This is a genomic window from Shewanella saliphila (assembly GCF_014648295.1).
Classification (GTDB): Bacteria; Pseudomonadota; Gammaproteobacteria; order Enterobacterales; family Shewanellaceae; genus Shewanella; species Shewanella saliphila.
The window spans coordinates 17,116-42,111 of sequence record NZ_BMQV01000019.1; the positions used below are offsets into that span (position 1 = coordinate 17,116).

At 42.6% G+C, this 24,996-nt stretch carries 19 protein-coding genes; 6 read left to right on the forward strand and 13 right to left on the reverse strand.

Annotation, left to right across the window (positions count from 1 at the left end; translation table 11 throughout):
- Positions 1–379 precede the first annotated feature (379 nt).
- On the forward strand, positions 380–2,830 hold the full coding sequence (locus IEY48_RS10655; RefSeq protein ID WP_188920106.1) for a TonB-dependent receptor: 2,451 nt from the start codon (positions 380–382) through the stop codon (positions 2,828–2,830).
- A 345-nt stretch (positions 2,831–3,175) separates the two neighbouring features.
- Positions 3,176–4,414: an NADH:flavin oxidoreductase/NADH oxidase family protein gene (locus tag IEY48_RS10660; protein WP_188920107.1), complete on the forward strand. Its 1,239-nt coding sequence runs from the start codon at positions 3,176–3,178 to the stop codon at positions 4,412–4,414.
- Here the strand turns inward: IEY48_RS10660 and nrdG are convergent.
- From nrdG to rssA, 3 genes are all read right to left on the reverse strand, one after another.
- Positions 4,401–4,871 carry an anaerobic ribonucleoside-triphosphate reductase-activating protein gene (gene nrdG, locus IEY48_RS10665; protein ID WP_188920109.1) on the reverse strand — a complete coding sequence of 157 codons (471 nt, stop codon included), beginning with the start codon at positions 4,869–4,871 and terminating at the stop codon, positions 4,401–4,403. The two genes, IEY48_RS10660 and nrdG, sit on opposite strands and share 14 nt — an antisense overlap.
- Positions 4,871–6,988 carry an anaerobic ribonucleoside-triphosphate reductase gene (gene nrdD, locus IEY48_RS10670; protein WP_188920111.1) on the reverse strand — a complete coding sequence of 706 codons (2,118 nt, stop codon included), beginning with the start codon at positions 6,986–6,988 and terminating at the stop codon, positions 4,871–4,873. Before nrdD ends, nrdG begins: the two co-directional genes overlap by 1 nt.
- Before the next feature lie 241 nt (positions 6,989–7,229).
- Positions 7,230–8,174: a patatin-like phospholipase RssA gene (gene rssA / locus IEY48_RS10675; RefSeq protein ID WP_188920113.1), complete on the reverse strand. Its 945-nt coding sequence runs from the start codon at positions 8,172–8,174 to the stop codon at positions 7,230–7,232.
- Positions 8,175–8,365: 191 nt separating this feature from the next.
- Here rssA and IEY48_RS10680 point away from each other — a divergent pair, with 191 nt between their 5' ends.
- The 3 genes from IEY48_RS10680 to IEY48_RS10690 all read left to right on the forward strand — a co-directional run bounded on the left by IEY48_RS10680 (position 8,366) and on the right by IEY48_RS10690 (position 11,004).
- Positions 8,366–9,721, forward strand: a complete 1,356-nt coding sequence (locus IEY48_RS10680; protein ID WP_188920115.1) for a DEAD/DEAH box helicase — start codon at positions 8,366–8,368, stop codon at positions 9,719–9,721.
- Positions 9,722–9,835: 114 nt separating this feature from the next.
- A complete protein-coding gene (locus IEY48_RS10685; protein ID WP_160054323.1) occupies positions 9,836–10,273 on the forward strand; it encodes a DUF3010 family protein in 438 nt (145 codons plus the stop codon).
- A 176-nt stretch (positions 10,274–10,449) separates the two neighbouring features.
- The gene (locus IEY48_RS10690; protein WP_229786405.1) at positions 10,450–11,004 is read left to right on the forward strand and encodes a YgjP-like metallopeptidase domain-containing protein; all 555 of its coding nucleotides are present in this window, start codon (positions 10,450–10,452) and stop codon (positions 11,002–11,004) included.
- A gap of 69 nt (positions 11,005–11,073) precedes the next feature.
- On the opposite strand, the gene IEY48_RS10695 is transcribed toward IEY48_RS10690, so the two are convergent.
- Positions 11,074–11,448 carry a VOC family protein gene (locus IEY48_RS10695; RefSeq protein ID WP_188920117.1) on the reverse strand — a complete coding sequence of 125 codons (375 nt, stop codon included), beginning with the start codon at positions 11,446–11,448 and terminating at the stop codon, positions 11,074–11,076.
- Between the two features lie 374 nt (positions 11,449–11,822).
- Here IEY48_RS10695 and IEY48_RS10700 point away from each other — a divergent pair, with 374 nt between their 5' ends.
- The gene (locus IEY48_RS10700; protein ID WP_188920119.1) at positions 11,823–13,088 is read left to right on the forward strand and encodes an MFS transporter; all 1,266 of its coding nucleotides are present in this window, start codon (positions 11,823–11,825) and stop codon (positions 13,086–13,088) included.
- 82 nt (positions 13,089–13,170) lie between these two features.
- Here IEY48_RS10700 and IEY48_RS10705 read toward each other — a convergent pair whose 3' ends face one another.
- The 9 genes from IEY48_RS10705 to sbcD form a co-directional block, all read right to left on the reverse strand.
- Positions 13,171–14,427 carry a glycoside hydrolase family 5 protein gene (locus IEY48_RS10705; protein ID WP_188920121.1) on the reverse strand — a complete coding sequence of 419 codons (1,257 nt, stop codon included), beginning with the start codon at positions 14,425–14,427 and terminating at the stop codon, positions 13,171–13,173.
- 158 nt (positions 14,428–14,585) lie between these two features.
- Entirely contained in the window at positions 14,586–15,002 is a 417-nt protein-coding gene (locus tag IEY48_RS10710; RefSeq protein ID WP_188920123.1) for a GNAT family N-acetyltransferase, read from the reverse strand.
- A 120-nt stretch (positions 15,003–15,122) separates the two neighbouring features.
- Positions 15,123–15,539 carry a VOC family protein gene (locus tag IEY48_RS10715; protein WP_188920125.1) on the reverse strand — a complete coding sequence of 139 codons (417 nt, stop codon included), beginning with the start codon at positions 15,537–15,539 and terminating at the stop codon, positions 15,123–15,125.
- 119 nt (positions 15,540–15,658) lie between these two features.
- Positions 15,659–16,234 carry a hypothetical protein gene (locus IEY48_RS10720; RefSeq protein WP_188920127.1) on the reverse strand — a complete coding sequence of 192 codons (576 nt, stop codon included), beginning with the start codon at positions 16,232–16,234 and terminating at the stop codon, positions 15,659–15,661.
- A gap of 16 nt (positions 16,235–16,250) precedes the next feature.
- A complete protein-coding gene (locus IEY48_RS10725) occupies positions 16,251–16,586 on the reverse strand; it encodes a hypothetical protein (protein WP_188920129.1) in 336 nt (111 codons plus the stop codon).
- A 309-nt stretch (positions 16,587–16,895) separates the two neighbouring features.
- Positions 16,896–18,008 carry an NADH:flavin oxidoreductase gene (locus tag IEY48_RS10730; protein WP_188920131.1) on the reverse strand — a complete coding sequence of 371 codons (1,113 nt, stop codon included), beginning with the start codon at positions 18,006–18,008 and terminating at the stop codon, positions 16,896–16,898.
- Positions 18,009–18,324: 316 nt separating this feature from the next.
- A complete protein-coding gene (locus IEY48_RS10735) occupies positions 18,325–19,599 on the reverse strand; it encodes a peptidoglycan DD-metalloendopeptidase family protein (RefSeq protein WP_188920133.1) in 1,275 nt (424 codons plus the stop codon).
- Between the two features lie 327 nt (positions 19,600–19,926).
- On the reverse strand, positions 19,927–23,619 hold the full coding sequence (locus tag IEY48_RS10740) for an AAA family ATPase (RefSeq protein ID WP_188920135.1): 3,693 nt from the start codon (positions 23,617–23,619) through the stop codon (positions 19,927–19,929).
- Positions 23,616–24,971, reverse strand: a complete 1,356-nt coding sequence (gene sbcD / locus IEY48_RS10745) for an exonuclease subunit SbcD (RefSeq protein WP_188920136.1) — start codon at positions 24,969–24,971, stop codon at positions 23,616–23,618. The genes IEY48_RS10740 and sbcD overlap by 4 nt, the downstream gene beginning before the upstream one ends.
- Positions 24,972–24,996: the final 25 nt, after the last annotated feature.

Below are 24,996 nucleotides of genomic sequence, written 5' to 3' on the forward strand. Positions count from 1 at the left end.
CCACTTAATATGCGACAACCAAACCAAGGTTATCTGAGTCAAATAACAATTTTCCTGCTATTTCGGTGCACCTTCTAATCGCGCATTCATAAACACAAAGAGTTAAACTAAAATTGTGTTTGCAGCATTTTCTTTGACAATAACTTTTAGTTGAAGGATTCCATTCAATTAAAAGCGATTAATCGTAACAAGTCATCTCTTCACACTATCTATATCGCTTAACGTCATGGTTGATGGTTAGGCTTCAATACGATTTTGGTTATTTTCCACACAACCTATTGTGTCTAAATGTAAATTTTTACATTTAGACAATAATAATATTGCAATGTTTATGATAATCATTATCATTCGCGCCCTTATCTACACAAAGGTCGCATCTATGAAATCGCTCCGTTTATCACTGCTCACTATCGCATGTCACAGTGCGTTATTTCCTGTTTATGCTCAAGATAAGTCACCCGATGACATCATCGCAGAACCCCAAATCTCATCTGATGATTATGAACGGATTACGGTTTATGGTCGTCAAAACCTGGTGGTCAGGAATTCAGGACTTGCAACCAAATCCGACATGTCACTCATGGAAACACCTGCTGCGGTCGTGATTGTCGATGAATCGTTAATTGACTCACAAGGCGTGAGCAATATGCAAGATTTAATACGTAACATCAGTGGTGTAACTCAAGCGGGTAACAACTATGGTATAGGTGATAATTTAATTATTCGAGGTTTAGGCGCTAATTACACTTATGACGGAATGTATGGAGGTGCCGGTTTAGGCAATACGTTTAACCCTACAAGATCGTTAACTAACGTCAGTTCAGTTGAAGTCTTAAAAGGCCCTGCTACTGGGCTTTACGGTATTGGCAGTGCTGGCGGCGTAATCAATTTAATAGAGAAAAAACCAGAGTTTGTCAGTCAACACCTATTTGAAGCAGAGGTGGGCCAATGGGACACTTATTCATTTATGGCTGACAGCACTGGGGCCGTCAGTGATGATGTCGCTTATAGGGTTGTCGCCAAAAGTGCGCGCAGTGATGGATATCGTGACCTCGGAACCGATAGAGATGAAGTGTATGGCACGTTGAAGTTTGACTTAAGCGATGACCAAAATATCATGCTATCTGTCGCTTACATCAACGATTCAATTCCTGTTGACTCCATCGGTCATCCTATACGAATCTATAACGCAGACTCTGTCGATGGGAAAACAGCAGACCAAGTTAGCGGGGAAGATCTGGTTAATGATCCTAATGGTAATGGGGTGCAACTCTCAGATGAACAGCGTCAACAACTCGCAGATTCTCTTAGTAGCACAGATGGGCAAACCCCCTATGACTTTGGACATAATGGCTTAATTTCGCCTATGGCTAAAGATAACGAAGGCGAAGAACTTCGCTTCAAATTAACCCATAATATTTATTTAACGGATAATCTATTCTTAAATCAACAGTTGCAATACCGTAACTATGACACCAGTTTTGCTCGCCAAACGGGCGCCTATAACTATGTTTATTGGGAAAGAAACGGTGTCATTAACGATGACCCACGAGCCCCACTAGTTGAAGACGATGTTCTTTACCCTTACGCAGCCCGTCGTCAGGAATACCGTAAAGTCTCTGCAGATGAAGAATCATGGCAATACTTTGCCGATTTACGATACAACTTTGATATTGGCAACATTGAAAACGAATTGTTGGTGAATGCCAACTTTGAAGACCGTACCATTCGTTTTCAGCAATATTCAATTTGGGATGCTGATTATGTATTAACAGACAGCAATGGCGACGTAACATATCAAGGTTCACTTCCATATATCTACGACATTAGAGATCCTAATTGGGGTGAAGGTGATTTTGAAGACTACGATCCATTATTGACCAGTAATTACAATAAAACTGTAGCCGCTTGGGGTGTAGGTGTACAACATGTTGGTTATTTAGGTGGCGGATTTACTAGCCGTATTGGCGTCGCATTTAATGAAATTAAACAAACTTACCAACATCTAGGTGTTGATTCACGTTACAGCAGTAGTTTAGCTGAGCCGCAACCGGAAGCAGATACCACAGATAACGGCATAACCTTCAATTTAGGGTTAACTTATATGCCAACTGACGATATTTCAATTTTCGTCAATCATTCTAAGGGCCGTACAGCCTATAGCGTCCTCGGTGATGTAACAGGCAGCGAAGCTGATAGAGAAGATTCTGAATCGGTCAGTAGCGATATTGGTCTTCGTACGAAAGCGTTTGACGATCAATTACTGGCGTCATTGGTGTTCTTTAAAACATCGCGAACAAACGTGGCTTATTCGAATCCAGATTATGACAGTAGCCAGACAACCACAGACATTGAACCCTATTTCTATGATGGTAGCGAAGACACTAAAGGGGTTGAATTAGATCTCAATGCCTATTTGAACGATCAATGGCAAGTTAACGCAAATGCAGTGTATCAAGATGCACGAGACAACCAAAATCCAAATAGTAGTGACTATGGGCAACGTCAAAAAGGGGTACCATACGTCACTGCAAGCACTTGGGTCACTTATGCTGCTGAGCTTGATCTTCCCGCACCGGTTTCTATTAGTTTAGGCGCTGAATATGTCGGCCAGCGTAGCACTAACTCAAGCTCATTTGGTATTCCAGACGGTTATGTGCCAAGTTACACCGTATTTGACACAGCCATTAGTTATGATGTGGAACGTTATAAAGTTCAACTAAATATTAATAACTTGCTCAACAAATCATATTACGAAAAAGCCATGTTCCTAGGTGGTTTACCAGGTGAAGAGCGTAATGCGAAATTAACGGTAACCTACCGTATCTAATCAAAACCACTCAACACCACACAAAACACTGCCTGCACGTTACTGTGTTTGGCAGTGTTTTTGTTTATGGTGGTATTACTTTATGATAACGGGCATTAATCAACCTGAGCTCGAGATAATAAATGTCTTTCAAACAGTCCTTTGCCCTACTAACTGCCTTGAATCGACTTACAATAGACTCGCTATTGACGCGTCAATTCGCCTTGTTAGCAGAACAAATGACAAGCCTGAAAGTCAGTAGGAGTAACATGTTGATTTTAAAAAAATAAGTTCATCCCTTATCCCGAGCTCAGGTTAATCAATAAAGAGGGATAATCTAATCCCCTTCATTAAGGACAATATTTAATGGCCGACAGATTATTTAACTCATATACCTTACCTAACGGTAGCATTATCCCTAATCGCCTCGCCAAAGCGGCCATGGAAGAAAACCTAGCCAATGCAAAACAACAACCTGATAGCGCACTGTTTGCACTTTATGATGCATGGGCAAAGGGTGGCGTGGGTTTAATGATTACCGGTAATGTCATGGTTGACCGTTACGCCATGACAGGCCCAGGAGGCGTCGCATTAGAGGCCGACAGTGATTTAGCGCCATTTACACAGTGGGCCAACATTGCCAAACAAAACAACGCCCGAGTATGGATGCAACTTAACCACCCTGGTAGGCAGGTGTTCAAAGCCATGGGCGGTAAAAACCTAGCGCCGTCGGCTATCGCGCTAGATTTGGGCAAACATTCATCGATGTTTTCACAGCCTAAAGCCATGACTCATGAACAAATTATCGATGTCATTAACCGCTTTGTGACCACAGCAAGCTTAGCCCAGCAAGCCGGCTTTGATGGCGTGCAAATCCATGCTGCTCACGGTTATTTATTAGCGCAATTTTTGTCACCGCTCACCAATAAGCGCAGCGATGAATGGGGCGGCAGTCTTGAAAATAGAGCAAAATTACTGCTTGAGATCGTTAAGCAAGTCAGGCTGCGCTGCGGAGATAAATTTGATATCGCAGTAAAGCTTAATTCAGCTGACTTTCAACGTGGCGGCTTTGATATTGATGACGCCGAAAAAGTCATTGCTATGCTGGCGCAATATCAAGTTGATATGGTGGAATTATCTGGCGGCAGTTATGAAGCTCCCGCCATGCAAGGTCGCAGCGCCGATGAACGCACCCTCGCCCGAGAGGCTTATTTTCTCAGTTTGACTAGCCAATTAGTGGCCAAGTCGACGGTTCCATTGATGTTAACCGGCGGGATTAGCCGTAAAGCGGTTGCCGAACAAGTACTCGATGCAGGCTTTGTGATGTGTGGTGTAGCCAGTGCATTGGCATTTTACCCTAACTTAGCGAATTTATGGCAAACGCAGCCAGAATTTAGCCCACAATTGCCTCGGGTTGATTGGCAAAATAAAACGCTGGCGGGATTAGCCACAATGGCAATGATTAAACGACAATTAAGACGCATGAGTCAGGGGCAAGCGCCACAAACCAATGATTCGCCGTTGTGGTGCTTAGTGGTTGATCAATTTAAAACCAAACAACGCACTAAGCGTTATCGCCATCAGCTTGGGATCACTCACGGGTAAATCGGTGGATTATCTGATTGCTGCTTCCGCGCCACAATAGCGCGGGTTCAGCATTTTCTTGCTCAAACTTACCGTCAATCAATACATCAACCAATGCAATCACAGCGTGTTGCGCCTCGCTTAACTCATCAAGCTGATAACCGCTCCACAGCCAAATGTCTTTGTTTGGACATTCACGCTTAACCCGCTTAACTAAATGTAAAATGGTTTCAACATTAGCAGGGTGCAGCGGATCGCCGCCACTTAACGACAAACCACGACGCGAAATGCGAGTGTCCGTTAAATCAGCAATGATTTGGTCTTCAAGTGCTTGAGTAAATACATGGCCCGCATCAACACGCCAGGTGCTTTGGTTATAACACCCTTTACAGGCATGTTCGCACCCGCTAACAAATAATGTACAGCGGGTGCCCTCGCCATTAATAACATCAACACTGTGATAAGCACTGTAATGCATTACAAATGTTTCACTCTGCGTTTAACTTCTTCTTGTTTACCAAAGTTAAATGGTCTTGCATCTGGGCTGCCCAAATAACCACATACTCGGCGGGTAACCGACACTCGGCTAGGTTCATGGTTGCCACACTTAGGGCATACAAAACCTTTGCTGGTACAATTAAACTCACCAATAAAGCCGCAATCGTAACATTCGTCAATGGGGGTATTAGTGCCGTAATAAGGCACTCGGCTGTAGCTGTAATCCCACACGTTTTCTAATGCTTCAATGTTATGTTGCATATTGGGGTATTCGCCGTAGCAAATAAACCCACCATTAGCGATTGCTGGATAAGGCTGTTCAAAATCAATTTTATCGAACGGATTAACTTTTTTCTCAACATCTAAATGGAAGCTGTTGGTGTAATACCCTTTGTCGGTCACGCCAGCAACAACCCCAAACTGTGCGGTATCAAGCTGGCAAAAACGGCTGCATAAGTTTTCGCTTGGTGTGCTGTATAAGCTAAAGCCATAACCGGTCTCTTGTTTCCAAGATTCAGTCGCTTGCTTGAGTTTACTGATAATCGCCACCGCTTTATCGCGAAGTGCCGCATCATCAAACACATGTTTGTCGTGGCCATAAATGGCATTGATGGTTTCATGTAAACCAATAAAGCCTAATGAAATCGATGCGCGGCCATTTTTAAAGATTTCGCTGACATCATCATCAGCATTTAAGCGCACGCCGCATGCACCTTCCATATATAAAATCGGTGCAACACGCGCTTTAACGCCTTCTAAACGCGCAATACGAGTATCGAGCGCTTTACGAGCGATTAATAAACGTTGATCCAATAACTGATAAAAACGCTGTTCATCGTTACCAGCTTCTAAGGCGATACGCGGTAAGTTTAAGCTCACTACACCTAGGTTGTTACGCCCTTCGTGGATTAATTGACCGTCTTCTTCATAGGCACCCAAAAATGAGCGACACCCCATTGGTGTTTTAAATGAACCAGTCACTTTAACCACTTGATCATAATTTAAAATATCAGGATACATGCGCATGCTTGAGCAAGTAAGCGCCATTTTTTTAATGTCGTAATTAATGTCAGTCGCTTTATGATTCACGCCATCTTTAATGCCAAACACCAATTTAGGGAACACTGCTGTTTTGCGGTTTTTACCCAGACCTGCCATACGTACGGTGAGCATTGACTGCTGAATTAAACGTGACTCCCACGAGGTACCTAGGCCAAAACCAAAGGTCACAAATGGCGTTTGTCCATTTGCGGTATGTAAGGTGTTGACCTCATACTCTAAAGACTGGAAGGCATCGTGACACTCTTTCTCGGTTTGCGTCATCGCAAACCCTTCTTCGTCAGCTACCTGCCATTTTTTTGCCACAGCAAGGTGTTTTTGATAACTCTTTTGCACAAACTCCGCTAACACTTCATCGATACGATTAATGGTTGTGCCACCATAAATATGGCTCGCCACTTGGGCAATAATTTGCGCCGTGACCGCTGTTGCTGTCGAAATTGATTTAGGTGTGTCAATTTCAGCATTACCCATTTTAAAGCCGTGAGTTAACATGCCAGCTAAGTCAATTAACATGCAGTTAAACATTGGGAAAAAAGGTGCGTAGTCTAAATCGTGGTAATGGATTTCACCCTTTTCGTGGGCGGCGACGACATCTTTAGGCAATAAATGCGTTTTAGCATAGTGCTTAGCCACAATGCCGGCTAATAAGTCACGTTGAGTGGGGATCACCTTAGCGTCTTTATTGGCATTCTCGTTTAAAATAGCACTGTCTGATTGCTCAACTAAACCACGAATTGCGCAATTTAATTTGCTTTGTGCTTCACGATGTTTGTCACGGTCGTGGCGGTATTCAATATAATGACGTGCGACTGATTTAAAGGGGCCAGACATTAACAAGACTTCAACGGCATCTTGTAAGTCATGAATATCTACCTGGGCTTTATCAGCCATTTGCGCTTGTACCGTTTCAGCCAGTTCTAACGCATATTGATGGTCTGCTTGCCCTGCAGAATCCATTGCAGCCACTACCGCATCTTTAATACGACTCGCGTCAAACGCAGTACGGCATCCGTCCCTTTTCACCACAACAAGCATACAATTCACCTTTTTCTGACTGCCGCATAAAACACCATATATCGGCGCGGCAGTATCAATTAACACTATATGCTGTGTATTAGGCGCTATATCGAGATAAGCTTCTTTGATCCAGATCATAAGAAAGCAGACTGGTGGGTATAACAGGAATAGTGAATCTACTTAGCAAAAAATGCTAAAAATCGCGCCGCAACAGGCTACATCTGGATGCCATGGATAATGTGTAACCTGTTACGACTTATTATCGCTTAAATAATGTTGCTTCTAATAAATGGGCAATGTCATGTACTGCGGCTTCACCCGCTTTAATCGCTTCTTTAGCACGATGAAATTCCATGGTACCGATATCAGCAACATCGGGCACAATACAAATATCAGGTGGTTCGCCCATCAACCGTGAACGTTTATGGCGCTGCTCAAGAATGTCCATTGATTGCGACATTACAGCAATCATCCCAGGGTGTGTTTTACTGCCGCCAAGGGAAAACTTATCGGTTAAGCCGCTCATGTAATCTTTGCCTTTACCCCATAAATCCATAAAACCCGACTCTAACTGTTTTTTCTCGGCTATCGGTTCTGATGGTTTAGGCACGCGGCTTTTAATTTGTTCTGGTAACATGTGCATATGACCACGGCGATGACCGTTTAAATCAACCGCAATAACAATATCGACCCCCATGGCACGGCACAAAGACACTGGCACAGGGTTCACCACAGCGCCGTCGACTAACCAGCGGTTGTCTTGCTGTATTGGCGGTAAAAATCCCGGCATCGAGCACGATGCTCGCACGGCATGGCGTAAGTCTCCTTCTCTGAACCAAATTTCCTGTCCAGAATATAAGTCTGTTGCCACCGCAGCAAAGGGACATTTGAGCTGTTCAATGTTAAGATCGCCAATACGGCCCGCTAAAACGTCAAACACTTTTTCGCCACTAATTAAGCCGCCTTTACGCCAGCCTAAATCCATGAGCCCGAGTACATCCCAGCTAGAAAAACCACTGACCCAGGTTTCAAGCTCATCTAAATGCTCATTAGCATAAGCCGCTCCAACCAATGCGCCCACAGAGCAACCGGCGATTTTATCTGGATAAATATCTAACGAGGCTAATCCTTTTAAGACCCCAATATGCGCCCACCCTTTTGCGGCGCCGCTGCCTAATGCTAATCCTACAGTCAGCTTTGTCATATTTATTCCTTTCTAGCACACTATGATCCCTATCACTCAACCACCATCGTTTATGTCAAAAGCAATCTTCCTATCGATTTTACCCACAAATGATGACTGTCAAAAAATAGCATAACTAAAGCGACTCTTGTTGGCTATAGCACAGTGAAACGGCTATAATCCGTGGCTATCATTTTTTAGGGGATTTACCTTTGCAATTTACCGATTTTCAATTGGACAAGCGCCTGCTTGACAGTTTAAAGCACCTTGGCATTACCACGCCGACCGATGTTCAAGCGCAAGCACTGCCCATTGCCTTATCTGGTAAAGATTTAATGGCCTCGTCTAAAACGGGTTCAGGTAAAACTTTAGCGTTTTTATTACCCGCTATGCAGCGCGTTATCTCGACTCGCGCTTTGTCTAAAAAAGACCCGCGGGTATTGGTATTATTACCCACTCGCGAATTAGCTCAACAGGTATATGGCCAACTGCGTTTATTAGTGGCCAACACCCAATACAAAGCGATTAGTGTATTAGGCGGCGAAAACTTTAACGACCAGGCTAAAGCTCTGGCACGTGACCCACATTTTATTGTGGCTACGCCAGGTCGTATTGCCGATCACTTACAACAACGTCACCTGTATTTAAATGGGCTTGAGTTGCTGGTACTTGATGAAGCCGACCGTATGCTCGACTTAGGGTTTGCACCGCAGTTAAAAGCCATTAATGATGCAGCCGATCATAAGCGTCGCCAGACATTAATGTTCTCTGCCACGTTAGATCACGACAGCATTAACGAAATTGCTGCCACTTTGCTTAAAACGCCGAGCCATGTGGCCATTGGTGAGTCGTATACTGAGCATAAAGATATTGTCCAGCGTATCATCCTTGCGGATCACTTAGACCATAAACAAGCATTGTTGCAGCACATTCTTAAGCAAGAACAGCACAAGCAGGTCATCATCTTTACTGCGACACGCTCTGATACCGACCGTTTAGCGACATTATTAGCAGCAGAAGGTTTTGCCACCTCAGCATTGAGCGGCGACTTAAAACAATCTGCTCGTAATCAAATTATGGACAAGTTTGCTCGTGGTCAGTCGCAAATACTGGTTACCACCGATGTGGCATCTCGTGGTCTTGATTTAGTTAACGTGTCATTAGTGATTAACTTTGACATGCCAAAATTTGCTGAAGAATACGTACACCGTATTGGCCGTACAGGCCGTGCTGGCGCTAAAGGTGATGCTATCTCATTTGTTGGTCCTAAAGATTGGGACAGCTTTAAGAAAGTGCAGCTGTTTTTACGTAAAAACTTTGACCTCACAGTTATTGAGGGCATGAAAGCTAAATTCAGTGGCTTAAAAGATAAGCCAACAACCGGTAAAACCGCCACCAGCAAAAGCAAGGTCGCTGCAGGCAATAAAACCAATAAGGCTAAAAAGGCCAAAGCAGCACCTAAGCGCGACAAACGCTTTATTACTGGTGTTGACGTGGGTGACGCGCCAATGCGCCGTAAAGTCAAACCGATTCAAATTATTGATGAAGACAACAGTTCAGAAGACTAAATAACGTCTTTTAAGTAAACAATATAAAGGGTTGTGCACCATCATTTGCGCAACTCAATGAATAACGACACGTCAGTAAAACTGATGTGCAGTAACAAAACAGTAAGGATTAACATGAAAATTTGTGGTGTAGAATTAAAAGGTGGCGAAGCCATTATCAGCATGCTGACTTATGAAGGCGAAACTTATAACGTACCAGCATGCCGTAAAGTGTCTTTTAGCATATCAAACTCAAATGAAACCGAGAGTATTCGTGAGTTTCACTTCGCCTTTCACAAACTGATGGAAGATTATAAAGTCGATCAAATTGTCATTATTGAACGTGAACAAAAAGGTAAATTAGCCGGCAGTGCCACCAGCTTTAAATTAGAAGCGGCAATTCAAATTACCGACCTTCCGGTCAACCTTATCTCACCTGTTGCAATCAAAGAGCAGTTAAAACGTAACCCACCGCAGGTTGATTTTGAATCGTTAGATCTTAAGCGTGTGCAACAAAACGCATTTGATGTGGCTTATGTACAACACAACCGTATTATTTTTGGTAAAGCGTAAACTGCCACATTATGGCGTTACTGCAATAGTCAGTAACGCCGCTATCATGCCTTTATCACTCACTTCTCATTTGCACGCAAGTTGCCAACATGTCAGACAGTAAACCCAAAAGCCGCCAAGCTCCGCCAAAAATGCCGCTTAAATCGGCTAGTCAGGCATTAAAGCCCAAAACAGATATGAGCAAGCTCATTACCAGCGCCGACATTAAACAGCGTCAGAGTGAACAAAGTGCTTTACGTTATTTAAGCGGTTACCGACCTGAAGTTGTCGCGCAAATTGGTCAGCTTATTGATAGCAACGCATTAGGTGCTCACTTTTTAAGTCGCTACCCACGCGTGCACGATATCCGTACAGACAAAGCATTATATGATATGGCGATAGAGTTAAAAAACACCTATATGCGTCAATCAGATCCATTAGCAAAAGTGATTTTTGATGAAAAAATTAATGTCAGCCATCACGCACTCGGATTACATTCTTATGTCAATCGCCGCCAAGGCAGCAAAGTGAAAGCTAAAAATGAAATTCGTATCTCTTCACGCTTAAAGCACATCTCGTTTGAACTGCTGCAAATGGTGGTGGTACATGAACTCGCCCACCTTCGTGAAAAAGACCACAACAAAGCCTTTTATCAATTGTGCACTTTTATGCTGCCAGATTATCACCAGTACGAGTTTGATATGCGAGTATGGCTGGTCGCCGAAGAAGTGGGACAATCGCCTTACGCTTAAGTTTTTTGAATAATCACAACTTAATTATTTAAAAGAATGATAAAAAAGAAATCATTGAAATTCATAAACTCAAGCTTTCACTCGCCAGGGTGGATTTAAGCGATTCTCCCCCGCCCAATAAAGCTTAAGTTTATTACCACTTGGGTCAAACAATATCGCTTCACGCCATAAATAGGCTTCATCTTTGGGTAACTGAGCAAACTCAATCCCTTTTGTTAGCAAGTCATCTACCCAGCGGTCTAACTCAGCATGCTCAAAGTAAATCACCGCGCCATTCATTGTCGGCTCAGGCTCTAGTGATAACGAAAAAGTACTCTGCCCCATCGGGCATTCAAAGCGCGTATAATGTGGCGTATCAACGATTAAGGTAAACCCCAAAGCTTGATAAAACGCCACCGCCTTATCCATGTTCGACACAGGTAATGTCACTTGATTGAGATTCATCGCTTCCCCTAATTGTTTGGCACTTTGTGATATTCAAGTTTGTTCAATATAAGTGCAACATTGATTAAATGCCTACCGAGTTGGTGCTATTAAGTTAATCTCATCGTGACACTCAAAAACTAATCATCTGATAATATTGAATAAAAAACAATCCCAATAGTTGGCATAAATCTTCCAACCTTAATGATGCTGATAAGCTCATCTAACTGCAACAGTCGCTCATTAGCACGCTAGTCATAGTCGAGTTGCACAACAATAGCATCTACATCGGCCACACACAGGATTAAAGTCCGCATAAAAAAACCTGAATTTAATACTACAGATATTGGCTCAACGTATGCCTGTGCATATGACATAGTAGCCTTTGGAGTAACATGTTAAATGCGTTAATCCCAATTTCATCTCTACTCTTGTCTAATGCCTTCCTATTACTTGGCCACGGTTTATTGCTTACTTTGCTGCCTATTGCAGCGAGTGAATCAGGGTTCAGCGACACACAAGTGGCATTAACCGGTTCGGGCTATTTTTTAGGCTTTGTCTCAGGTTGCATAGCCACCCCTTACATGCTGAAGCGGGTGGGCCATATCCGCAGCTTTGCCGTACTCGCAACAAGCTACTCTGTTGTTATTTTAGTGTTCCCTCTTTTACCTGAATTTTATAGCTGGCTGTTGTTACGCTTTCTTATCGGTGTGGTGATTTCTGGCTTATATATGATTATTGAAAGTTGGTTAAACGGCACATCATCAGCAAGTAACCGAGGTTCAATACTGTCTATTTACACCACATTAAATTTAGTCATGGTGATGTGTGGTCAGCAGCTATTTAACTTAGGCAGTGCAAGGGAATCCATGTTGTTCGGTTTAGCGGCTATATTCATCTCCATTGCGATAATCCCAGTGTCATTGACTCGTTCATCTGCGCCGGCAGTCGTTAAACAAGTGACATTAAATATGGCCAAAGTGTGGAAACACTCTCATGTCGCGCTGATTGGCGCCGTAGTTGCGGGGTTTGTTACTGGTGCATTTTGGGCTTTGGCCCCTATTTACGCGAAAGATAATGGTTTTGACAGTATCCAATTAGGCGCATTTTTATCCGCTACAGTGCTTGGTGGCGCTTGTTTTCAGGTGCCTTTAGGTAAGTTTTCTGACCGTTTTGATCGACGAAGTGTGCTGATGTTTACCGCGCTAGGCGGTGCTTTGGTGTCAATGTTATTTATCGGTCTTCCCTATGTTGTCAGTACCTTTGGCGGTTGGCCGGCCGCTATTTCAGCCTTTTTTTGGGGAGGTACCTGTATGACGTTGTATGCGATATGCTTAGCTCACGCTAACGATAACGCGACCTCAGAAGACTTTGTTGAAATAAGCAGTGCCATGCTCATCACACTTGGCCTATCGTCTGCCATTGGGGCACCAATCGCATCACTTGCTATGGGGCTAATCGGTGCTCAAGGGTTATACGCCTTTACCGGTATATGCCTCGCGACCTTTTTTGTTATCGTATTATTGAGACGCCGTAGTCACACAATCCCATCAATGCTCGAAACCAAAGAAAGCTTTCGCGCTGTGACAGATATGGCCAGCCCAACGGCTTATGAAATGGACCCAAGAACAGAAACCGATGTAGATAATGTTAGGCATTAGTGATGACTCGTTATGACAAACCAATGCGACATATGAACATTGACCATTTTTATAATATCACTTCCACACGAATCCATATACTTCATTGTTTTGGAATTAATGCTTCTATTAACTGCGGTCGCCATTTTTGGGTATTATTATCGTAAGCGCCAAAACTCGATGAATATTCCCAATATGCCCAGCTAATATTCCTTTTTTCAGCTTCTCTGGCAATGAAAGCGGTCCAGGCTTTTTGTTGTAGCGGATCAACATAGCGCGAATAAACACCAAACTCGCCCAAAAAGATTTCAAAATTACGCTCAGGTTTCGCATTCCAACGCGCGATATTGTCAAACATCTTGATTAATGGAACCTGGTCATTTTCAGTGCCCAGCCAGGTAGTGCCAATCCATTTTCGTGAATCTCTCACCCACTTAGCTCCTTGGTGAGTAAAATGGAAAGGTTTATAATTATGGATGGTTATAATGGTGTTATTTTTATTTGCATAGCTTGGTAACACCAACTTTGTCAGCATTTCTGGGATATTCCAATCAGCGGTCCCAACCATAACAATCCTCTGTTGTTTACTATCGCTGAGTTGTTTAGTCATGTCGCCCCAAATAACGGTGAGCAAATTTTCAACAATATGGTTCCAATCATTATAATGAATACTGCCATTAGGTTCGTTCAATAACTCAAAAACCACATCCGCTCGCGAATATTCAGATAATGGAAAATGTTGATTAATTTGTTGCCAAATGACATTTAATCGACTGATATGATGAGCTTTATTCCTTTCTGAAGCGCGTATTAACTCGGTGTAATGATGCACATTTATAATCGCTTTTAAACCGGCATTATTGGCCCAGTTTACAACGTCTTTTACTCGATTCATAAATGCAGCATTAATTGTATAGGGAGATGACTTTTCAGCATGAGCAGACCAGCGAATAGGAATTCTTACGTTTTTAAAACCTGCTTTGGCTATTCTTTTAAAATCCTCCTCAACAAGCAGTCTTCCACCAGTCCAATTACCTTCATATGGCGCTTCTAAATAATTACCAACATTAATACCTCGACCTAAACGAGTCTGTTTCAACCCTCCTGTATGATTCCAAGCATATAAGTCACTGTAATAGTTACTTGATAACACTACCGCTTTTTGGGGGACATTAGAATAGGCATCAGTTGCACCGCAACCGGATAAAATAATAAGAAAGATCAGACATAAAAAGTGATATGAAAGTTTAGTCACCAAAAAAAATGACGTTGATATACGATCCATCAAAGAGCTAGCTATTAGATGAAAAATATTAAAATTAATAAATTTTTTTTGATGTACTGCGTTTTCAACTGACATATTTTAATCCTTTAAGGTATCGATATTCCTTGAATGATACGTTGTCGTTGGTCGTTAAGATAACAGGCTGTTGTTACATTTTTAGTGTAGACAAGTATAGTGGCTTGTCATGAGGCGATAAAATGTTCTTTATAGGCTATCGTTTTTCATTGGGAAATTTAACTATATTGTTTCATCATAAAGTATCGAGCTGGACTTCCTGAAAATTTAGGCACTTTGCCTACCACAGAAAACCCTAATTTTTCATAAAATATCGGCGCTTGAAAATCTAATGTATCAAGTTGTGCGATTAAACACCCACGCTTAATGGCTTCTATTTCGGCTAACTGCATCAATTCTTCACCTAAGCCTTTCCCTCTATACTTAGCATCGATCCACACTATATTAATCAGGAAGTTTTTATAAATAGTTTGCCCCGCTACCCCACCAATGACATCTCCGTCATCGCTACGAGCAACTATTGTTAGTGGCTGCGTGCTTTCGTTACCTAAATGTTCTACATTAAATTGCCGCAAACCAGCCGTTAGCGAATTCATGACTTGCTCATCTTCATGGTGGGAAATGTCTATATCCATTAAAATCTCTATACTTACAATATGTTGTAGTTAGTTAAAAGATAAGACTTTATATAAGTCATTAACCTAACGTTTCATTAATAAGCTATTAATAAGCACTGCTAAGATTAGCGTTCGCCCTTACCTTTTTGCCATTGGGTGATCAGGATTTAGCTGAAGTAAATCCCATAAGTTGCCGTATAAATCTTCAAATACAGCAACGGTGCCGTAGTCTTGTTCTTGTGGCTCACGTACAAAGTGAATACCTATCGATTTCATCCGCTTGTAATCGCGCCAAAAGTCATCGGTATTCAAAAAGATGAACACGCGCCCGCCCGTTTGATTACCGATAAAATCGTGTTGTTCAGGCTTGGAAGCCTTAGCCAGTAATATCGCAGTGCCATGTGAGTTTGGCGGCGCGACAACCACCCAACGTTTATCTTGTTCGGGCTGATAAGTGTCTTCGATAAGCTCAAAGTTTAATTTGTTTACGTAAAAATCGATTGCGTCATCGTAATCTTTTACTACTAATGCTATATGGACGATATTCTGCTTCATTGCTTAACCTAATTGTTAATCTAATACTTGCTCTAATACTTGCTCTAATACTTAGTCTAAAGTTGAATTCACCTTCAAACTGAAGCGCTTGAACCTCAGCTAGCACAGCTGTCTAGCGTTTATTCTTCAGAATAACTGTATTGCATAACCTGCATTTTGACATTAAATGGCACGTCGATTTCTTTGAGGTGAAAATACACACTCGGTCCAGAATGATATGTCGTCGTTATCTCGAAAAAGCCTTTAAAGCGGATCATCGCGATACCAGTACCACCTGCGCTGTATTCATAGGTGGTATTGTCAGTCATCGTTAGTACTAGGTAATGACCAGAACAAATCAGTTCGTCAATATGGTCATATATAGGTAATAACAGCGGTACATTGACAATATCTTGGCTAAGGATGGCATCAATATCAACCTGACATTGCGCTTGAACAAGTGCATGTTCTTGTGTTGCTAAACTGCTATCAAGCACGTTATCGATATAGACTATTTTGTCATTATTGCGCTGTAAAAATGCAATCACACCGGAGTCAGAGTTGCTAGCAGTCAGGGATATTGGTTGTTTAAACACCTCTATAGACGAACGAGCCAAAAAGCGATCGTAAATTTGAATCGCCCCAGCCATTGAGGTAATCAATAATCCTAAACACAGCGCAGCTACTAGCCATTTATTTATTTTGTCATTCTTCATAATCCGTCACTTAAGCCTATTGCCCCTTAACACCCAGACGCATTTCATAAGACGCTGAATTAACCACATCTTGTGAGTTAACCTTGATGTCGCATCTAAATAAGTAAAGATGAACTAAGCTACTTAGAACAACATGCTTGCCTGATGACACATTTTCAATGGTATAAGTGGATAAGTTAGCTGTATCCAATTGTTTTATCACACTTGAATAACTCACATCAGCTTTAACGTTACCACAAAGGTAATATATTTCTTTTCTCGCTTCGTTGGCGAAAAAGCCATAAACAATCAATGCCAAAGCACTCATTACAGCAATCAGTATTTTTACTTTAGCCACATTGTTATTGTTCATATTATCAAAACCTTTAAGTCACCTATTCCCAAGCAGACTTACTGTAAATTGATTTACATTTAACAGCAAAAGCAATCACATACTTTATATCTTAGGTGTATCGTGTGTTTATAGATTGGTGCAAGAAGCCGATGCGCTAAGCCCAGTATTCTCGCTTAATTGAATAAACGCATATAGCTTTAGCTTGTTTACCTAGAGTGTAAATATGGCCTTTAACAGGGATGATACTCTGTTTAGCCGCTTTTAAACGCCATGAGCCAGCAAATTATTACTGACTCATGATGTCATTGAGAAAGGTTATGGCTCAGTTTATAAACTGGCTAACTGCAACTTTCTGTCCTTATTAACGACACAAAAATTGCCACGCTTTGTGCGGCATTTGGAACATCTTTCACACTCAACGGGGGCTCTATCGCCTTCTTTCCAGCGCTTTATTAAATGCGGTTCAGACAACAAAGGTCTTGATAGCGCAAAGAATTGAATATCGGTTGTATTGGCAATCTCTTCTATCGCATCAATATCCGTTAATCCGCCCACGGTAATAATAGGCACATTAACGTCTTGGCTAATCGCGTGACCGTATTCATGAAAGTAACCTTCTTCTTGGATGGTATATCCATCAAAAAACTCACCCACCATGGTATTGGCCTTACCATGGATATTACCCGAGATAATGATGGCATCTACCCCAATCGCGGCTAATTTTTGACAAACAGTGCGAGTTTCATCAAAGGTTAAGCCACCCTCAAAAAACTCAGAGGCGGTCAACTTGACCAGTATCGGATAATCATCACCAACAAGCTTTCTGGTTTCAGCGTAGATGTCTAATAAAAATCTCATTCGATTATCTAAGCTACCGCCGTACTCATCTTCACGTCGGTTATAATATGGGCTTAAGAACTGATTGATCAAATATGTATGTGCCGCGTGAATTTCAACGCCATCAAATCCAGATTTTTGTGCTCTTCGGCTTGCTTGAGCAAATGCCTGAACGATATAGTCTATTTCAGCCTTGGTCATCGCTTTGCCTAAGGTTTTTGTACCTCTTTCGCATACTTCGCTTGGTGCGTAAATCACTCTTTCACCAATGTTATGGGTAGTTTTGGTACCACCATAGGCAAGTTGCATGATGATTTTTGCGTCATAAACGTGGACTAAGTCAGTCAGTTTTTGGTATTCATCCACAAAAGAGTCGTTGTACATGCCCATCATGCCAGCATTAGGTTTTTCTTCTTCTACAATATTGGCATAACCCGTCACTATTAAGCCGACTTCACCTTTAGCCAGTTCTTCGTAGATACCGTATAACTTTTCCGTCATATGGCCATCTTCTGTTGCCATATTTTCCCAGGTAGCGCTTCGAACAAAACGGTTTTTTAGTGCCATGTTGCCAATGCGAGTTTCTGTAAACAAAGTGCTCAAGTCCAACCCTCTTAATTATCGTGTTTTTTGTACGGCTGCTCTATAAACAACAAAAAAACAGCACACTTTCGCGTTGCTGTTTTTTATTCACTTTTACTGTTTATGATCAGCGATTGATAAGCTATGACAAATATTACCGATAAATCAAAGGGAGTAACTTAATCTAGATTAAGATAATGCTATTTAGTTGAGGAAAAGGAGCGCAGCTTTTATTCACTGGGTATTAGACAAGCAAACAGACATAAAAAATGCAGCCATTAGGCTGCATCTTTATTGGTATGATTCTACCGAGTGATTCAATCAAGTATAAGCGACATCACCCTAAATCCATCATCATTGTGCGACTACGTACTAGCGCCTGAAACTCTTGTAATTGCTTTTTAGGCAACACTTTGGCTTCTGCGATGTTGGCTTTCATTGCATCAACTGGGCGGCCATTTACAATAAACTCATAATGTAAATGTGGTCCTGTCGATGCGCCGGTGTTACCCGATAAAGCAATCACTTGACCGCGGGTGACACGTTGGCCTTTCTTGACTAAAAATCTCGACAAATGCAGGTAGCGAGTGCGCACCTTGTTGTCATGTTCAATCACAATATAATTACCCGCAAACGCATGTTTTGTCACCATGGTGACAACACCGTCTCCTGGCGCAACCACTTTAGTGCCAATAGGTGTGGCAAAATCGGTGCCGTTATGTGGACGAACACGACCTGTGATTGGGTGTTTACGATTAGGATTAAAGCGCGAGCTTAAACGGTACTTTTTATTAAGTGGAATACGCTGAAACGCTGGCGCCAAACTCTGGCCGTTCACATCGTAATAATTACCGTCGATATTTTGGAATGCGGTGACATCACGACGGCCAGTGTTAATACGAATACCTTCAATTGAGGTCACGCCCGTTGGTTCACCTTCAACAAATTGATCGTTAACCAGCACTGAGAAGGTATCGCCGGCACGTAACTCACGAGAAAAGTTGAGTTTCGATTTTAATAAAGATTCGACTTTTTGAATTTCGCCAGCACTTAAGCCTGCTTTTTTTGCCGAAACATAAAATGATCCGTTAATTTCACCACCGACAATACGATTTTGCCAAATACCATCAATGTGGATATCGTTCACTTCGAAACTACCATCGTCAAAGCGAGTAAATACCACTTGATGAGCAGGATTAAAATACAGTTCTAGTTTTTCAAGTTCGCCGTTGGCATTGTCCCAAAACTGGATACGGTTGCCTGGCAGTAACGTATCTAAAGCTAATACTTCTAAGTCTGCCTCTAGCACTTTATACATGGTACGTTGATCGATACCGGCAAGCTCAAACAAGTGGCTTAAGGTGTCGCCACGTTCAATCACGCGGTTTAAAATCGGCGTCACTTGCTGAGCAATAGTTGGCGCCTGAGACTGTTGTGCTATTTGCGGTAATAATGAATCGATATCGATAGCTACAGGGATACGTTGAGATGAAAACTCTTGTTGTGTTGGCCATAACAAGGCTGCACCAACCACAAACACACTTGCTAGCAATAACTTCTTGTGCAAGTTGGGTAAGTTCAGTGAACTTACATCTGGCCTTTGAAAGCCCATAATTTTACTCGTTAGCAATGTCTAATCCACCCTAAAAGATGACGCTTTATATTTATTATTTTCTTTTACTGCAAATTGTTATTGCGAAATAGGCATAGCACGAACTAACTCTATGCCATCACATCGTTTTTATTAAAAATATGCCCCAATATTTGATGCTACGCCGTCCGGTAAAAACTGCTTAAAATACCGTTCTTTGCACTCAAACTGCATATCAACGCTCTTTTATATCAAAAAAAAATCATATTACAAATATAAAATATCATTTAATTCATAATTAATTTGAACTTGATTGCAGCAATCACGGGAGTTTGAGGCCGATCGCTATCATGCAACGGCAAATTCACTTTGTAATTTGCTGATGCCGAGCCCGTTCATTTTATTCACTTTTACTTGCACACTGATCCGCTCTTTCATCGCTTCAATATGACTGATCACCCCGATCATTTTACCCGATGCATTAAGATTATCTAAAGCATCGAGTGCGGTATCTAAGGTTTGACTGTCTAACGTACCAAAGCCTTCATCTAAAAACAGTGAGTCAATGCTCGTTTTATGACTCACAAGGTCAGAAAGCGCTAAGGCAAGGGCTAAACTCACTAAGAAACTCTCACCACCCGACAAGGTTCTGGTGTCACGCACCGCATCGCCCTGCCATGTATCAAGCACTTGTAGTTCTAATGCATCAGACTCTTTTCGCTCTAATAAGTAGCGTCCTTGCAGGCGCTCTAGTTGTCGGTTAGCTAACGCGACTAAATGGTCCAAAGTAAGCCCTTGAGCAAATTTACGGAACTTATCGCCTTTTTGTGATCCAATTAACGAATGTAAGTAAGCTAAATCATCGTACTCTTGCTGCATTTTAGCTTGTTCAACTAACAGTTGTTGCTGCCCTGCTCTTTTGCTGGCGTCTTGTTCTAGTTCGTGACTTAAGCGCCACAGTGTTTGTTTATGTTGCTGTATCTCAACATCAAGGGTTTGGTGCTTGTGCGCAATAACCTCATGTTGACTAACATCATATTCATGCTGTTCACCAATGTGAGTCAGCTCAGTTTGCCGTATTAAGGCTTGCTCAACTAAGGTGTTTGCTTTGACGATATCGTTATCAAGTTGCTGTTTAAGGAGTTGCAATTTTTCACGTGCTTGTGGTGTCAGTAACGCTGCATTAAACGCTGTTTCATCGGTGAATGGACTGCGTTGTAACGCATCTTGCCACTGTGTTTGCAGTTGTTGTAACTCTTGCATTGCATCTGCACTTTGGCTAGTCACACCTTGTTGCTGAACCTGTAACTCGGCACGTTTTTTGTCTGCCGCTTGTAACTGTTGTTGTGCAAGTGCCACTTGTTGCTGGGCTTGCTCTAACGTGTGCAGACTTAATTGTTTTTCATCATCGACCACTTTGTCTGCAAACAGGCTTTGACGCTTGGCTTGTAAGTTTTCAAGTTGGCTTTGTACTTGCTCAACCTGTTGCTGCTGCGCAGTTAACTGGGTATTAAGCTCACCTAACTGTTGTTGGTTACTGGCGATTTTTTCGCTGGTGATTGTCAGTTGTTGTTGGTTATCGATGGCTTGTTGTTGCGCGTTGGCCCAATCCGTTAACTGTTGTTGTAATGCTGCTAACCACTGCTTGGCGTCATGGAGAGTGGGTGCACTCAATCCATTGGCGCTAATTTGCGTTGTCAGCAGATTAACCATGTCAGTTTGTTGTTGGGTTAAGGTGTCAATTCGCTGCTGCAGTGCCACAACACTTTGTTTGGTATTTTCAAGTTGTTGTGTCAGCAAACCTTGCTGATTAACCCGTTGGCTCACCGCTTGCTCAGCTTGAACGCATTGTTGCTGATGTTGATGCAAGGTTTTTTGACATTGGTTGAGCTGAGTAAGCTTTGTGGCTAATTGTTGCTGCTGCGCTTCGGCGGCGGCAATATAATCATCTAACGCTGCTTGTTGTTGATTATCAAGAATTAAACTTACCGACAAGGCATGAGTTTGCTGTTGCCATTGTTGCTCAATACTGTGTAATTCTGCTTGTGCTCGATTGCGCTGTGCGCTGCTGTTGTCAAACTTGACTTGCAGTGCAGTTTGCTGGTTTTTAAGTTCCTCACCCTGCTTTTTAATGCTGTCTAGCTCGGTTTGTAATTGCTGTGCCCGCTGCTCAGTGGCAGACACATTAAGCGCTTCATAATGCTCAACTAATGGATGCTCTGTCGCACCACATAATGCACACGGCTCGCCCGCTTTTAATTTAGCTCGCTCTAAAGTCAAGTTAGCGATTTGCTGTTCTTGCTGCAATAAAGTTTGTACATCTTTAACTTGTTGATTTTTATCGCTCCACTGAGTTCTAACCGCTGTTAATGATTGCGCGATAGCGGTTAAATCACTGTCAAACTGGGCAGACTGCTGACTCAGTTGCTGACATTGCTGCTCCGAGCGGACAAATTGAGCAAACAGTTGGGTTAGTTGATAGCGCCCTGCTTGTTGATCAACACATTGCTGATACAGCGCGCTGATCTGCGACTCATCTTCACCGGCCAATAAATTGTCCAGAGCTTGCTGGCTGTCAGTTTGTTGGGCTTTCGCTTGGGTTAATGCCCATTGAGCCTGGGTAATTTGTGGGCTCAATTGGTTTAAAGATGCTTGAGTTTGCTCAGTATTGAGTTGATGCTGTTTGGATTGCTGTTCAAGCTGTGCCAGTTGCTCAGTTAATTGCTGCGCCTGGGCAAATTGCGATTGCCACGCGCCGAAGGCCTTAGCGATATCTTGACCTTGTGGCAGCGCATTGAGTTGCTGCTCAATTTGTTGTTTAGCAGTATTAAGCGATTGCTGCTGGTTTAGCAGTTCTTGTTGCTGTTGTTGTGATTTTTGTTGTTGTGACTGGGTTTGTTGAAAACTGGATGACAGTTGCGATAGTTGATAATTGACCTGATGAATGTTTTGATCAAGTGGCAATACTTGTTGGTCAATCAAGGTCAATAAGGCTTTATGCGCTTGGGTAATGTGCTCAAGCTGTTGTTGATGCTGACCATGTTGTTGCTGATGAGTCTGTAACTCAGATTGGGCTAACTGAGCCTGCTCATCAAGCAGAGTCATTTGCGAAGCCAAGGCTGTGACTTTTTGTTGTGCTTTTTGTTGTTGCTCAAACAAGGGGGCAATGAGCTGAGCGGGTTCACTGTGCGCCAATTGTGTCAGTTCAGTGCCATGTTGTTGCTGGCGCTCAAGCGCTTGCTGTTGCTGATCATTAGCATTGCTTAACACTGTTTGAGTTTGTTGGACATTATCCGCCCAGGTTAAATACCCTGTTAATTGGGTTAACTGTTGCTGCTGGGCTTTCAAGGTTTGATCGAGTTGCTCAATGTGTTGTTGCTGCGCTTCACGCTGCTCATCATCGAGTAATTCAACACTGCCAAGCTTGGCTTCTAATACCTTTAAATTGGTTTTAGCTTCACTAAAGTGTTGGTGCACTCGCGCTGAAATTAAGCCATAAATCTCGGTGCCGGTCAGTTCTTCTAATAATTCGGCACGGTCATTGGCATCGGCATTTAAAAAGGCGGCAAACTGCCCTTGCGATAACATCATCGACTTTGTAAAACGGGCAAAATCAAGGCCAGTGATTTGCTCGACTAATTCGGTTTTACGTTTAATTTGGCTGGCAAGGATTTTACCGTCGCTTAGTTTAGCCAGTTCAACCTGTGCATCCTGTAGATTGCCATCGGCTTTATCTCGTGAGCGACGCTGACTCCAAAAGGCACGATAAGCCACGCCTTTTACTTCAAACTCCACTTCGGCTAAACATTCTGCCGTGCCACGAGTCATGAGCTCGTTGGTGGTTTTAGAAATGTTATTTAATCTCGGCGTGCGATGATACAGCGCTAAACAAATGGCATCTAAAATGGTGGTTTTACCTGAACCTGTTGGGCCAGTAATGGCAAACAGGCCGTTTTCAGCAAATGGTGATTGGGTAAAATCAATTTTCCACTCATTTTTAAGTGAGTTAATGTTTTTAAAACGCAGGCTTAAAATCTTCATCCTTGTTCACCTTCTTGCGCGTTATCCAGTTGTTTATTTTTCGCGGTTGCTGGGCTATTTTCCTCTTGCAGCACATGGCTTGCTGCGGTTTCTTGATATTTGTGATCAGAGTTACGCTCAGCCTCAACCTCGGCGACCACTTGCTCAAAGCATTGCTTAATCCTACTGAGCTGTGCTTGTTGTACTTCTGTGTCAAATTGCTCTTGAGCTAAACGGCGGGCAAACACCTGGCTGACACTCAGCTCTGATAGGGTTTCGTTGTCCAGTTGTTTAATGTGCTGCTGACGTTGGCTTCGGGCCCGTTTTAGCTGTAGCACTTCGACGGCTTTGTCTTGAGTTAAATCAGCAATTCGCGACTGTAAGTCAGATAAATAATCTTGCTGGGACACTTCAATGCTTAACCAGGTAGTTTGTTCTGCGCTAAGTTTGTCATCAAAAGCACTCAGTTGTTGCTCAATACTGGCTAAATCGCCTTTTAATACTTGCATGGGCTGAAACAGCGGCACCATGAGTGGTGTGACAGAATTGAGTTTTCCTTTAGTCAATTCAACTAAAAACACTGATTTATTGGTTTGATGTTGGCTTGATAACTCATCGAAACTCAAAGGGATGGGTGAACCGCTATAACGAATGTGTTCAGACTTAGCCACCACTTGTGGGCGGTGAATATGCCCAAGGGCTATGTAATCAGCTGGCGGGAATTGCGCCGCATTAAAAGCATCTAAACTGCCAATGTAAATATCACGCACGGACTCTGATGTACTGGCACCGACAGTAGTTAAATGTCCGGTTGCGACGATAGCAACGGGGCTGGGTAACGTGGCATTTAACGCACAAGCTTGCTCAAAACAGCTCTGGTATAAATCACTAATGGCTTCGCCAAGCTTACGCTGTTTATCTCCCGACGATTCTCCCGATTCGCTCAGTACCATATCTCGTGGTCGCAAATAGGGCAGCCCACACAAAATAGCGCCCACCTCACCTTGACGATTTTTGAGCGGCATAACGTGTTCATTAACACTGTCAAATGCGCCAGGAATTACGGTGGTATTCAGGCAAGCCAAAAGATGTCTTGATTCGTTAAGGGTTGAGACGGAATCATGGTTGCCGCCTAAAATAATCAACTGACAGCCGCTTTGTTGAATTTGCACCACAAATTGATTATATAAGGCACGGGCATAGCTTGGTGGAGTGCCGGTATCGAAAATATCGCCGGCTATAATCAGAGCATCGACTTGATGTTGCTCAATTTGGCTTAGCAACCAGTGCATAAAAGCCTGATGCTCAGCCGCGCGGCTCTTGCCGTAAAAATATTGGCCTAAATGCCAATCAGATGTGTGAATAATGCGCATAACATCCCTTTAATTCTAAGTATTA